This is a genomic window from Streptomyces sp. NPDC002793 (assembly GCF_040295485.1).
Lineage (GTDB): Bacteria > Actinomycetota > Actinomycetes > Streptomycetales > Streptomycetaceae > Streptomyces.
The window spans coordinates 19,107-31,951 of the sequence record NZ_JBEOVL010000022.1; the positions used below are offsets into that span (position 1 = coordinate 19,107).

The 12,845-nt window shown below is 71.8% G+C and carries 11 protein-coding genes; 5 read left to right on the forward strand and 6 right to left on the reverse strand.

Annotated elements, in window-relative coordinates; all coding sequences use genetic code 11:
- The first annotated feature begins 51 nt into the window (after positions 1 to 51).
- Entirely contained in the window at positions 52 to 978 is a 927-nt protein-coding gene (locus ABT001_RS21760; RefSeq protein ID WP_351279931.1) for a GNAT family N-acetyltransferase, read from the forward strand.
- A complete protein-coding gene (locus ABT001_RS21765) occupies positions 953 to 1,468 on the forward strand; it encodes a ribonuclease FAU-1 family protein (protein ID WP_351279934.1) in 516 nt (171 codons plus the stop codon). Before ABT001_RS21760 ends, ABT001_RS21765 begins: the two co-directional genes overlap by 26 nt.
- Before the next feature lie 12 nt (positions 1,469 to 1,480).
- On the opposite strand, the gene ABT001_RS21770 is transcribed toward ABT001_RS21765, so the two are convergent.
- Both ABT001_RS21770 and ABT001_RS21775 read right to left on the reverse strand, forming a co-directional pair.
- A complete protein-coding gene (locus ABT001_RS21770) occupies positions 1,481 to 2,740 on the reverse strand; it encodes a hypothetical protein (RefSeq protein ID WP_351279936.1) in 1,260 nt (419 codons plus the stop codon).
- A 1-nt stretch (position 2,741) separates the two neighbouring features.
- Positions 2,742 to 3,584 carry an alpha/beta fold hydrolase gene (locus tag ABT001_RS21775; RefSeq protein WP_351279939.1) on the reverse strand — a complete coding sequence of 281 codons (843 nt, stop codon included), beginning with the start codon at positions 3,582 to 3,584 and terminating at the stop codon, positions 2,742 to 2,744.
- Positions 3,585 to 3,757: 173 nt separating this feature from the next.
- Between ABT001_RS21775 and ABT001_RS21780 the strand changes: the two genes are divergently transcribed.
- Positions 3,758 to 5,605 carry an AMP-binding protein gene (locus tag ABT001_RS21780; protein ID WP_351279941.1) on the forward strand — a complete coding sequence of 616 codons (1,848 nt, stop codon included), beginning with the start codon at positions 3,758 to 3,760 and terminating at the stop codon, positions 5,603 to 5,605.
- A 39-nt stretch (positions 5,606 to 5,644) separates the two neighbouring features.
- On the opposite strand, the gene ABT001_RS21785 is transcribed toward ABT001_RS21780, so the two are convergent.
- The 4 genes from ABT001_RS21785 to ABT001_RS21800 are packed head-to-tail and all read right to left on the reverse strand — an operon-like array spanning position 5,645 to position 10,204.
- A complete protein-coding gene (locus ABT001_RS21785) occupies positions 5,645 to 7,123 on the reverse strand; it encodes a trifunctional class I SAM-dependent methyltransferase/NUDIX hydrolase/VOC family protein (RefSeq protein WP_351279944.1) in 1,479 nt (492 codons plus the stop codon).
- A gap of 34 nt (positions 7,124 to 7,157) precedes the next feature.
- Entirely contained in the window at positions 7,158 to 8,645 is a 1,488-nt protein-coding gene (locus ABT001_RS21790) for a tripartite tricarboxylate transporter permease (protein ID WP_351279946.1), read from the reverse strand.
- Positions 8,646 to 8,648: 3 nt separating this feature from the next.
- On the reverse strand, positions 8,649 to 9,224 hold the full coding sequence (locus ABT001_RS21795) for a tripartite tricarboxylate transporter TctB family protein (RefSeq protein WP_502967500.1): 576 nt from the start codon (positions 9,222 to 9,224) through the stop codon (positions 8,649 to 8,651).
- The gene (locus ABT001_RS21800; RefSeq protein ID WP_351279949.1) at positions 9,221 to 10,204 is read right to left on the reverse strand and encodes a Bug family tripartite tricarboxylate transporter substrate binding protein; all 984 of its coding nucleotides are present in this window, start codon (positions 10,202 to 10,204) and stop codon (positions 9,221 to 9,223) included. Before ABT001_RS21800 ends, ABT001_RS21795 begins: the two co-directional genes overlap by 4 nt.
- Positions 10,205 to 10,345: 141 nt before the next feature.
- On the opposite strand from ABT001_RS21800, the gene ABT001_RS21805 reads away from it, so the two are divergent.
- Both ABT001_RS21805 and ABT001_RS21810 read left to right on the forward strand, forming a co-directional pair.
- Entirely contained in the window at positions 10,346 to 11,035 is a 690-nt protein-coding gene (locus ABT001_RS21805) for a response regulator (protein WP_351280144.1), read from the forward strand.
- Positions 11,036 to 11,162: 127 nt separating this feature from the next.
- A complete protein-coding gene (locus tag ABT001_RS21810; protein WP_351279951.1) occupies positions 11,163 to 12,737 on the forward strand; it encodes an alkaline phosphatase D family protein in 1,575 nt (524 codons plus the stop codon).
- The last annotated feature ends 108 nt before the right edge of the window (positions 12,738 to 12,845 follow it).

Sequence of the window (12,845 nt, forward strand, 5' to 3'; positions counted from 1 at the left end):
CCGCAAATATTCGGAGGCGGCCGGGCCGGGTCCCGCGTTAGCGTCCGGCCCATGACCGTTCTCGTGCGTGATTTCCGGCCCGACGACGTGGACGCCTGGATCCGGGTGCGGCGTGCCGCGCTCCCGTACATGGTGACGACTCCGGAGCAGGTCCTGAGCGACCTGGCCACCGCTCCCCCCGACCGGCACTACCGGCTGCTGGTCGCCGAGGAGGACGGCGAGGTGATCGGGACCGCGCAGACGGGAATCTCCCACGAGAGCACGGAACCCGGCCAGGGGTTCTGCAATCCGTACGTCCGACCGGACAGGACCGGCCGGGGCGCGGGCACGCTGCTGGCGCGGGCCGGTGAGGAGCATGTGGCCGGTGCGGGCGCGACCGCCGTCTACACCTGGGTGCTCGACGAACCGGCCAACCGTGGGTTCGCCGAGAGACGCGGCTATGCGGCGCGCCGGACGGCGCACTTCCTCCGTCTCGGCCTGGCGGACAGCACGCTCCCTCCGGTCCCGGAACTCCCCGCCGGGACCGAGCTGCGGACCGCCGCCGACTACGAGGACGACCCGCGCCCGCTCTTCGAGGCCGACGCGGAGACGACCGCGGACGAACCGAGCGACACCCCGGTGGAGTTCTCCGACTACCAGAACTGGCTGACCACGACCTGGCGGCAGCCCTGCTTCGACCACGCGCTCACCACGGTCGTCGTGGTGGACGGGCAGGTCGCGGCGTTCAGTGTGGCGGAGACGGACGGACTGAGCCGCTACTCGTCGGGCATGACCGGCACCCGGCGCGCCTTCCGCGGCCGGGGCCTGGCGAAGCTCGCGAAGAGCGACTCGCTGCACCGGGCGCGGGCCGCCGGATACACGGACGCGTACACCGGAAACGACGCCGGCAACGGCCCGATGCTCGCGATCAACCGCTGGTTCGGGTACGAGATCTGCGCGACGGAGGTGCGCCATGTCCGCGAGACCGGCCGGAACTGAAGCCGGGGCCGGGGCCACGCTGACCGTCGCCCTGGTCAAGGCGGGCCGTACCAAGATCCGTTACCCGGCCGCGCGGCTGGCCGACGACGGGACCCGGATCACCGTCCGGGCTCCCTGGGCGGCCCCCGGTGTCCGGGACTTCGGCTTCGTACGCTTCGAACCGGGCGACGTCCTCACCGAGCACTACTGGCGCGACCGGTGGTACGCGGTGAAGGAGGTCCGCACCGGCGGCGGCCGGCTGAAGGGCTGGTACTGCGACATCACCCGGCCCGCCGTGCTGCGGGGCTCCGAGCTGGTGGTCGAGGACCTGGACCTCGACCTGTGGGTGTCGGCGGACGGCTCGGCCGTACTGCGGCTGGACGAGGACGAGTTCGCGGAGAGCGGGCTCGCCGACCGCGACCCCTCGGCGGCGGACGCGGCCGTCCGGGCCCTGGACGAGCTGGAACACCTGGCCCGCGCCGAGGGGCTGGCGGCACTGGTCGGCCGGTAGGACTCTCCCTCGTCACACGGCGCGCGCCGTGTCCAGGATCCCGGCCATGACCGCGTGGACCGGCTCACCGCCGAGGAGCCGGCCGAGTTCCGCCACGCCGTGCCGCCGCTGTGCCGGGGTGAGCGAGACGTGGTGCTCGATGCGTTCGTTGAAGGTCCGCCGGTATCTCGCGTAGAGCTCCTCGTCCTTGCGGATACGGCCGGCCAGCCCGACCAGGGCCGCCGTGCCGGCGAAGTCGTCCTCCGGCAGCGGGTGGTCCGGCACGACGTCCGCGAACCGGCCCCCGCTCCGCCCGAACTCCGTGCCGTCCAGGGCGCGCATGGTGAACACATGGGCGTAGTGCTGCTCGTGGATCGCCAGGGGCAGTCGCCCGAGAGCGATCGATTCGTGGAGCGCGGTGAGCCCGGGAGCCATCAGGCAGTCCGGGGTGCTCGCCACCGCCTGGAGCAGCTCGCGCTGGCGCAGGAGGCGGCAGTCGGCCGTGCCGCCGGCGGCCGAGACCGTCCGCTCCCGGCCCTCGCCGAACGGGCCTCCGCAGACGAGGACGCGACGGAACCGGGGCCAGTCGCGCAGCAGGTCGGGGAGCCACCGGTGGAGCAGGCGCAGGTAGTCGTCGTTGACGTCGAAGTCGAGCAGGAAGTTCTTGAACCCGCCGACGTTGATGAGCAGGTCGTGTTCCGGTCCGGTGGTGCGCGCGACGTCCCGCACCCCTTCGACGTCGACGATCGGGCCGGTCAGGTGCGTCCGTGGGCCGGTGCCGAGAGCGGCGAACTCCGTCGCGCGCTCGGTGACGCCGGGGAAGTTCTGGACGACGCTGTGGGTGGCGAGCAGGTGGGCCGCGACGACCCGCTCGTGCGGCGAGAGGCCCGCCAGGTGCTGCTCGGCGGCCGCGAGACCTGAGCGTGGCATGGTCACGCAGCGTTCGTGGATCCTGGCCAACGGGAGTGCGAGCTGCCAGAAGCTGAAGAGACTGTCCACCATGGTCACCGGCCGACCGGCCACGACGGACCGGATCACCAGCTCGGCGTCCATGACGGAGATCACGTGATCGCTGCCCCGCAGCAGCGCGTCGGTCGTCTCCGCCGCCACCTCCCCTGTCATGCCTCCGGTGTCGTGCACCGCGTCGAAGGCGTCGGGGTTACGTCGGGCGAACACAGCGGCGACACCGTCGCCGACGAACACCCGCTCGTGGCCGTGGAGTCCCCGTGAGACCGCGACGAGCTCGGCGACGGGACCGAAGCCGCAGTTCTGCGCCCCCATCACGATCCGCATGTCACCACCCTCCGCCGGTCGTCTCCCGGGGACGGTCCGCTCCGGCGGGTGAGGTGGTGAGGATCTCGACGAGGCGCTCCGCGAAGTCGGCGGGATATCGCGCGTATCCGACGTGCCCGCCGGGGAACAGTTCCACCGGACGGCCGAACCGCTCGGCGAGGGCGGACACGGGGCGGTGCACGAGGTCCCCGCGCGAGGCGTGGCCGCCTGCCCACACCACCTTGTCCGCGACCTCTCCGAGCGCGGTGAGGTCCGGCACGAAGCGGGTGAACGGCAGGACGAAGTGGCTGAGGAAGAAGTCGGTGTTGTTGTGCTCCTCGGGGAGGGCGGGAGCGGGCCGGCCGCCGTGGAGGGCCTGCAGCTTGACGAGCGCCGGTGCCATGCCCGCGCCGCGGTACGTCCGGCAGATGTCCTTCATGAGCGCCAGGTGGATGCGCGCGTCCGGAAGGATGCTGAGCACGGGGGGTTCGTGTGCGACGGCCAGCCGGATCCTGTCCGGGTGCCGGACCGTGAGTTCCAGTGCGACGAGCCCGCCCGAGCAGCTCCCGAAGACGTGCACGGGCTCGTCGGGGCCGGCGAGACGGCGGATCAGCCGGTACGCGTCGTCGGCGTGTTCCTCGACCCTCTGGTCCACCGGGGGGCCGTCGAGCACGCTGCGTGAATTCCCGCGCGGATCGTAGGTGACGACCCGGTGGCCGGCGGCCAGGACCGCGGCCAGTCGTTTGAACACGGCCGCGTCGGAGTTCCCTCCTCCGATGAGCAGCAGGAGAGGCCCTTCGCCCCGTACTTCGTGGTAGATCTTCGCGCCCGGTACCGCGAGCGTTCCGCTGTTCGCTGGGTTCATCTCACTCCCGTGCCGAAACCGGTGTGATTCCACAGCGTGACACGCACGTCACGTACGGTGCAGGGCGTGCGTGATCCTTTCCCACCCACTTCGGACGCCTCCCTGGTCACTCGCGCTTCCCACTGCTTCCGCGCGCCGGTCTCCCGCCCCGGTGTGCCGGGCATACCGTCCGAATGACGGGCATCGAAGAAGTGCGCAGGATCCTCCGTGACCTGGGAATCGGTGAAGAACTGCTGCGCGAGGACGCGCGGTTGCGGGCGGACCTCGCGCTCGACTCCGTGGACCTCACGCAGATCCAGGTGGACCTGGCCGACCGGTTCGCCACCCGCGTCGACCTCTGGACCGAGCACGACCACACCGTGCGACAGCTCGCCGCCGTCCTCGACGGACGCGTACCGGACACCGATGCCCGTGGAGACGTCCACGGGGAGTACCGGGACCGTGGCTGGTGGCGCCCGGAGTTCCTGGACGACCTCGTGCTGGGCACCCGCGTCCACGCGGGTCACCGCGCGGCACTGACCGACGGCGTCCACGCCTTCACCAGGGCCGAGCTCGACGCGGCGGTGTCGGGCTGCGCGGCGGGGCTGGCCAGGGCCGGTGTCCGGGCCGGCGAGACCGTGCTCGTACAGCTGCCGAACCAGGCCCGGTTCGTCGTCCTCGTCCTCGCTCTGATCAGACTCGGCGCGCGCCCCGCACTCGCCCTGCCAGCCCTGCGTGAACACGAACTGGGGCCTGTCCTGACCGCGTTGGCCCCGGCGGCCCTCGCCGTGCCGGCCCGGCACCGGCGCTTCGACCACCTGGAACTCGCCGAGCGGCTCCGCGAGCGCCATCCGTCCGTACGGACCCTCCTCGTCTCGGGCCTCGCGGGCCCTGCCGGGGAACACGTGGACCTCGACCGTCTCGTCCTCGACACCGGTGACTCCCCCGGAACGCCCGCCGGCCGGTGCCCCTCGGACACCGCGCTCTTCCTGCTGTCGAGCGGGACGACCGGCGCGCCCAAACCCATCGCCCGCACCCATGAGGCACTCGGACACGTGATCCGCGCCGCGGCCTCGGTTTCGGGGCTGACGTCGGAATCGGTGTTTCTCGCGGTCCTGCCCGTGGCACACGGTTTCGCCTTCTCCGCTCCGGGGATGCTGGGCACACTCGCCCGCGGCGGAAAGGTCGTACTCGGCGCACCGGACGACGCCACGGCGGCTCTGGCGCTGATCGAGCGGGAGCGCGTCACCCACTGCGCGCTCACTCCTGCGCTCGCCCTGCGGTGGCTCACCGCCCGCGCCGCACACGGCGGCCATGACCTGTCGAGTCTGCGGGTCCTGCAGGTCGGCGGGGCACGCCTGGACGCGTTCACTGCCGCCCGGCTGGCCGAGGCCTTCGACTGCCGGATCCAGCAGGTGTACGGCATGAGTGAGGGGCAGTTGAACTTCACCCGGCTCGACGATCCGCCCGAGGTCGCTTTCACCACGCAGGGGCGGCCGTCCTCGCCGGGTGACGAGATCCTCGTGGTCGACGAGGAGGGCCGGCGCGTCGCGGAGGGGGACATCGGTGAACTGCTGGTCAGGGGCCCGGGAGTCATCTCGGGGTATCACGGCGACGCGGACGCGGCGTCGTTCACCCCCGACGGCTTCTACCGCACCGGCGACCTCGTCCGCCGCCACCCGTCCGGGAACCTCGTGGTCGCCGGGCGGCTGAAGGACGTGATCAACCGCGGAGGGGAGAAGATCCCGGCGGACGAATTGGAGGCTCTGGTCCTGACGCACCCGGCTGTGCTGGCCGCCGCGGCCGTCGCGATGCCGCATGCGGTGCTGGGCGAAGCCGTCTGCCTGTACGTCGTGGGCACGGGCGCGGGGGCGCCGCCGCTGCGGGAGATCCGCAGGCACCTGGAGGCCGGCGGGCTGGCCCGGTTCAAGCTGCCGGAGCGTCTCGTCGAGGTCCCGGCGCTCCCGTCGACCGCGGTCGGCAAGACGGACAAGGTACGTCTGCGGGAGGACATCGCCGCGCGGTTGGGGGCCGGGGGCTGACGGACGCGGTTCCGGTCGTGGGAGCGTGTCCGCCCGGACTCACGGGGCGACCAGCTCGACCTCGAACCCGGCGGTGTTCTCCAGGTACGCGGCGTAATGCCGGTCGCCGCCGGCGTGCGGATGGCGGTCCGGGAAGAGCAGCCGCCAGCCCCGGCTCGGAGCGTGTGCCACGAGCGCGTCGAGTGTGGCGCGGTCCACGACGTGGAACGCCAGGTGGTTGAGGCCGGGGCGCAGCCGGTCGTGCGTGCGGGCGGCCAGGTGCGGTGACTGTTCGACCACCACGTAGGTGTCGCCGCGCCGCCAGCTGCGGCCGTGCGCCCAGCGCTGGTACGGGACATGGCCCAGCTCGCCGAGCAGCCAGCCCCACTCCTCCTCGGCCTCGGCCAGGTCGGGTGTCCACAGCTCGATGTGATGCAGCCGGCCGGTGGGGCTCGCCGCCACCGGCAGCGGGACGGCACGCCGGACCGCCCGTGGTGCGTGGGCGACGGTGTCGCCGTCCTCGTGCCAGTGGATCAGGAAGCGCTGCCCGGCGCGGTATCCGTCGAGGCCCGCACGGCAGTACGCCACCATGTCGTCCGGCAGCGCGTCCAGCGGGAACCAGTCCAGCTCGGAGCACTTGTCCGGCTCCGCGTTGCGCGGCGGGCGGGCCGGGTCGTGGTCCGCCTCGAAGAACCAGCCCATCCGGGGGGTGCCGCCGGGCCCCCGGTGCTGCATGACCAGGGCCACCCGGAGCTCGTCCGGATCCAGCTCGACGCCGATCTCCTCGGCCGTCTCCCGGATCATCGCCGCCCGGACGTCCTCGCCGTCCTCCGCGTGGCCGGAGGGGGCGTGGAGCAGCCCGTCCGCGTACCCCGTGCCGGCCCGCCGGGCGAGCAGCACCTCGGAGCCCCTGCGCAGGATCAGGTGGACGTCGACGACCTCGGTGTGCCGGTGCGGCGGCTCGGCGCGGGCCACCAGGGCGTACCGCTCGTCGTCGACCTCTTTGCCCCAGAGCCGGGAGTCCCCGGAGAGCGGCTCGTGGTGGACGCGCTCGGTGTGTTCGGTGAGGAGCGCGGTGAGGGCGGCCGCGGAGAGGCCGGTGCCGTTCCACACGCCTTCGATCAGCACGAGACGGCCCCCCGGCCGCAGCAGCGAGAACCAGTGCCGCAGGACGGACGCCGGGTCGGGCAGCAGCCACACGAGGTGCCGGGCGAGGATCACGTCGAACCGCTGCTTGCCGACCGGGGGGTGTGCCGCGTCGCCGACGAACACCTCGGTGCCGGTGCCGGCCAGCTTGGCCCGCGCCTGCTCCACCATGCGCGCCGAGCGGTCGACGGCGGTGACGCGGTGCCCCTGACCTGCGACGAGCAGGGCCAGGCTGCCCGTTCCGCATCCGAGGTCGAGGACCGCGGAGCGTGCGGTGGGCAGCCAGGTCTCCATCCGCCGCGCCCAGGCACTGCGGACCACCGGGTCGTGGAGCCCGTGGTCGGGTTCCTCGTCGAAGGAGTCGGCTGCGTCGTCCCAGTCGATCATGGTCATGCCCACAATTCTCTCAGCCGCCACGGACATCCACTCATCCCCGGTTCCGTCCGAGCACCTTCCTCACCAGCGGCCACGCCAGGATCAGCGCGACGACGACGTAGACGGTCACGGAGAACGGGGTGTCGACCAGCCCCGTCACGCTGCCGTCGCTGATCTGGAGGGCGCGCCGCAGCTGCTGCTCGGCGGACGGGCCGAGGATGACGGCGATGATCGCGGGCAGGATCGGCAGTCCGTACCGCCGCATCCCGAAGCCGATCAGCCCGATCACCAGCAGGATCACGAGGTCGACGGCCTCCCCGCCGACCGCGTACGCGCCGACGGCGGCGAAGAACAGGATGCCCGCGTAGAGGTAGGGGCGCGGGATCTTCAGCAGCCTCGCCCAGAGCGGTGCGAGCGGCAGGTTCAGCGCGAGCAGCAGCACCATGCCGACGAAGAGCGAGGCGATCAGGCCCCAGACCAGCTCGGGTTCACGCTCGAACAGGAGGGGTCCGGGCTGGATGCCGTACTGCTGGAAGGCGGCCAGCATGACGGCGGCGACGGCCGTGGTGGGCAGGCCGAGCGTGAGCATGGAGACCAGGGTTCCGGCGGCGGAGGCGGAGGCCGCCGACTCCGGCCCGGCGACGCCCTCGATGGCGCCCTTGCCGAACTCGTCGCGGTGCTTGGAGAGCCGCTTCTCGGTGACGTACGAGAGGAAGGTGGGGATCTCCGCGCCGCCCGCCGGGATCGCGCCGAACGGGAAGCCGATGAGGGGCCCGCGCAGCCAGGACTTCCAGGTGCGCCGGACGTCGGACTTCCCGAGCCAGGGGCGGCCGACCGGGATCGGCTTCCCGCTGGTGCGGCGCAGGTGCGCGGCGACCCAGAGTGCCTCCCCGATGGCGAAGAGACCCACCGCGACGATCACCACGTCGATGCCGTCGGCCAGTTGGAGCGACCCGAAGGTGAGGCGCTGCTGGCCCGTCATCTGGTCGAGGCCGACGAGGCCGATCGTGAGGCCGATGAGGAGCGAGGCGAGTCCGCGGATCCGTGAGGAGCCGAGGACGGAGGTGACGGCGATGAAGGCCAGCACCATGATGGCGAAGTAGTCCGGGGCTCCGATGTCGACCGCGAGGGAGGCGACGGTCGGGGCGAGGACGACCAGCAGGATCGTGCCGATCATGCCGCCGGCGAAGTGACCGATGGCGGCGGCGGCGAGCGCCTGTGCGCCGCGGCCGGCCTTCGCCATCGGGTTGCCCTCGATCGCGGCGACGACGGCCGCGCTCTCGCCCGGGGTGTTGAGGAGGATCGAGGTGGTGGAGCCGCCGAACATGGCGCCGTAGTAGATCCCGGCGAACATGATGAAGGCGCCGGTCGGTTCGAGTCCGTACGTCACCGGCAGCAGCAGCGCGACGGCCATGGCGGGGCCGATGCCGGGGAGCACGCCGATCGCCGTGCCGAGCAGGACGCCGAGTGCGGCCCAGAGGAGATTGACCGGCGTGAGAGCCGTGCCGAAGCCGTCGATGAGGGAATTGAGGGAATCCATCGGTCAGAGCACCCCCATCAGCGGGCCGCCCGGGAGGGGCACCCCGAGCAGGTTGTCGAAGACGAAGTAGGTCACCAGGGAGAGCCCGGCCGCGATGAGCGGATCGCGGTCGTGGTGGCGGCTGCCCAGTGCGTACGCGGAGCCCCAGAAGAGGAGGGCGCCGGAGATGGGGAAGCCGAGCGGGCCGATGAGGGCGGCGAAGGCGAGGAAGACGCCGGTGAGCAGGGCGACGGTGCGCCGGTCGGCGGGTTCGTCGAGGTCGACGTCCTCGCCGCCCTCCGCCTCGCCGCGGCCGCCGCGCAGGACGTCGACGGCCAGCAGCACGGCGACGACGAGCAGCCCGATGCCGACGGCCACGGGGACGGTCCTGGGGCCGACGGGTCCGCGCTGGGTGATGTCCACGTCCATCGTGAGGGCGTCGGTCAGGACGAGGACGCCCAGGACGAGCAGCAGGACGCCGACGCCCAGTTCGGAGTGCTCACGCAGCCAGGAGCGCGCCGTGGCGGGCCGGGAGGGGGTGGGCCGGGAGGGGGTGGGCCGGGAGGGGGTGGGCCGGGAGGGGGTGGTCTCGTCCGTCACAGTCCCAGCTCCTCGAGGACGGTGGCGACACGCCGGTCCTGGCTGTCCAGGAAGTCGCCGAAGTCGTCGCCGGTGAGGAAGGCGTCGTCCCAGCCGTTCTTCTTCATGGAGTCCCGCCACTGCTTCGAGTCGTGCAGCTCGCTCACCAGCCCGATGAGCTTGTCGCGTTCCGCTGCGGAGAGTCCTGGCGGGGCGACGATGCCGCGCCAGTTGGTGAATTCGGTGTCGAGACCGGCCTCACGGAGGGTGGGCGCGTCGAGGCCGGGGACCCGTTCCGGGCCGGTGACGGCGAGCAGCCGCAGCTCACCGGCCTCGATCTGGTCGAGGTACTCACCGACGCCGGAGACGCCGAAGCCGACCTTGTTGCCGAGGATCGAGGCGAGCAGTTCGCCGCCGCCGTCGAACGGGATGTAGTTGACCCGCGCGGGCGCGATCCCGGCGGCCTTCGCCATCAGCATCGGTGCCAGGTGGTCGGGCCCGCCGGGTGAGGACCCGCCGCCGACCGGGATCTTCCCCGGGTCCTTCTTCCAGGCGGTGAGCAGCTGGTCGATCGTCCTGTACGGGGAGTCCTTGGCGACGACGACGATGTCCTGCTCCTCGGTGAGCCGGGCGATCGGGGTGGTGTCGGCCAGGGTCGTGGGCGACTTGTTGGTGTGCACGGCGCCCACGACACCGAGGCCCATGGACATGGCGAGCTTGCCGTTGCCGTGCTCGGCGGCCAGCCGGGTCACGCCGACGGTGCCGCCCGCGCCGGGCAGGTTGAACACCTCGATGCCGTGGGTGAGTCCGGCGTCCTCGGCGTTCTTCGCCGCGGTGCGCGCGGTGATGTCGTACCCGCCGCCGGGTGTGTTGGGAACCATGAAGCGCAGTCCGGGAATCTGCGTGCCGGTGTCGGAACCGCCGCCGGTGGACAGCAGCGGTGGTCCGACGACCACCAGCAGCGCGGCCCCGAACAGGGCGAGTGGAGTGCGCAGTCGCACCGGATGCCGCCTTTCGAGCCGTACGTGTGCGTGTGTGAGGTGGCCCACATGTTGCCCGCGCGTTAACGAGCTGTCGCCGTTCCGGAATCAACGGACGTTGTGGTCGTTGTGGTCGCGCCCTACGGTGTCGGCGTGACGAAAGTGCTGGTGGTGGACGACGACTTCATGGTCGCGAAGCTGCACAGCCGCTATGTGTCCGCATTGGACGGTTTTACGGTCGTCGGCGTGGCTCACACGGGCGCCGAGGCCCTGCGCGCGGCCCGCCGGTTCCGTCCCGACCTGGTCCTGCTCGACATCTACCTACCCGACATGGACGGGATCCAAGTCCTGCGTGAGCTGCGCGCGGCGGAGGAGCGCGACGGAGGCACCCACAGCGCGGACGCGCTCTTCATCACGGCGGCGCGCGACGCCGGTGTGGTCAGAGCGGCTCTGCGGGCGGGCGCCCAGCACTACCTGATCAAGCCGTTCCACCGCTCGGCCCTGCAGGAACAGCTGCAGCACGTGGCCTCGCTGCGCAACCGCCTGAACGCACTGGACGAGGCCCGCCAGGAAGCCCGTCAGGAGGATGTGGACCGCATCTTCGGCACCCGCCCGCCGGGCTCACGTGAGCTCCCCAAGGGCCTGGCGGCGCACACCGCGGACCTGGTGGAGCGCGTCCTGCGCGACCATCCGGCAGGGCTGTCGGCCTCCGAGTGCGCCGAGGCGGGCACCCTGTCCCGGGTCAGCGCGCGCCGCTACCTCGAGTACTTCGCGGAGACGGGCAGGGCCGAGGTCAGCCTGCGGTACGGCGGCACGGGCCGGCCGGAGCGCCGCTACCGCGCGGTGTCCTGAGCCGCCGCCGGTACAGCTGTCCTGTTCACGTATCGCTCGGCACCCGGCCATACGGTGCGCGTGAGCATGACATGAACCCCCGGCAGCGTGTCCGAGGTTGGCGCAGATCAACCGAGGAGGACGAACCGTGGTCGCGTATTCCGTGTCCCGCAGGCAGATGTTCGGATTCGGCGGAGCGGCGGCAGCCGCGCTGATGCTCGGAACGGGAGCGTGGGAGGCGCAGTCCGCGTTCGCCTCTCCCACCCTGAAGGGTGACCCGTTCACCCTGGGGGTCGCCTCGGGCGACCCGACGTCGGACGGCGTCGTGCTCTGGACGCGTCTGGCCCCTGACCCCTTCGCGCAGGACGGCCTCGGCGGCATGCCGGCCCAGCCCGTGCGGGTCCACTACGAGGTGGCGCTCGACGACCGGTTCCGCCGGGTGGTCCGCCGTGGCAGCGTCGTCGCGACTCCCGAACTGGCGCACTCCGTCCACCCCGAGGTGCACGGGCTCGCCCCCGACCGCACGTACTGGTTCCGCTTCAGGGCAGGCTCCGCGATCTCCCCCGTCGGACGTACGCGCACCACCCCGGCCCCCTGGGACTCCCCGCGCGAGCTGAAGTTCGCCTTCGCCTCCTGCCAGGCCTGGCAGGACGGCTACTTCACGGCGTACCACCACATGGCACAGGAGGACCTGGACCTGGTGGTGCACCTCGGGGACTACCTCTACGAGTCCGGTGTCAAGACGAACAAGCGCGGCGTGACCACCGACCCCAAGTTCCACACGGAGACCCTCGACCTCGCCCGGTACCGCCTCCAGTACGGCCTCTACAAGTCCGAGGCACCGCTCCAGGAGGCGCACGCCGCCTTCCCGTGGATCATGACCTTCGACGACCACGAGGTGGAGAACAACTGGGCGGACGGGACCTCCGAGAACGGCGAGAACCCGGAGACCTTCCTGCAGCGCCGCGCCGCCGCCTTCCAGGCCCTGTACGAGCACGCGCCGCTGCGCCGCACCCAGCTGCCGAACGGCCCCGACGTACAGATGTACCGCAGGCTCCCGTACGGCCGGCTCGCCGACTTCACGATGCTCGACACCCGTCAGTACCGCGACGACCAGCCCTGCGGCGACGGTACCTCGGCCGACTGCGCCGACCGCTTCGCCCCGGACCGCACCCTGCTCGGGTCCCGGCAGCGGGACTGGGTCCTCAAGGGCTTCAGCCGCTCGCAGGCACGCTGGCAGGTCCTCGGCAACCAGGCGCCGATGGGCCAGACCGACCAGGATCCGGGCCCCGGCACGACGGTCTGGATGGACCCCTGGGACGGCTACGTCGCCGAGCGCAACCGCCTTCTCGCGGAGGCCGGCACCCGCGGGGTGCGCAACCTGGTCGTCATCACGGGCGACCGCCACCAGAACTACGCCTGGGACCTCAAGCGCGACTACGCCGACCCGGAATCGGCGACCGTCGGCTCGGAGTTCGTGGGCACCTCGGTCACGAGCGGCGGCGACGGCGCGGACATGACGGCGCAGGGCGAGACGTTCCTGGCGGCGAACCCGCACATGAAGTTCTTCAACAGCCAGCGCGGCTACGTCCGCGTCACGGTGGACCGGGAGCGGTGGACGAGCGACTTCCGCGTCCTGCCCTTCGTGTCGAGGCCGGACGCCCCGATCAGCACCCGCGCCCGCGTGGTCGTCGAGGACGGCACCCCGGGCGTCCAGGTCTGAGGCCGTCGGTGGGAAGTCACGGACAATAAATCCGGGCATTTCGGCCGGATCTCTGTCCGTGACTTCCCACCGACCCGTTTCCTGAGCCCTTCCCTAACCGTCCCTTAA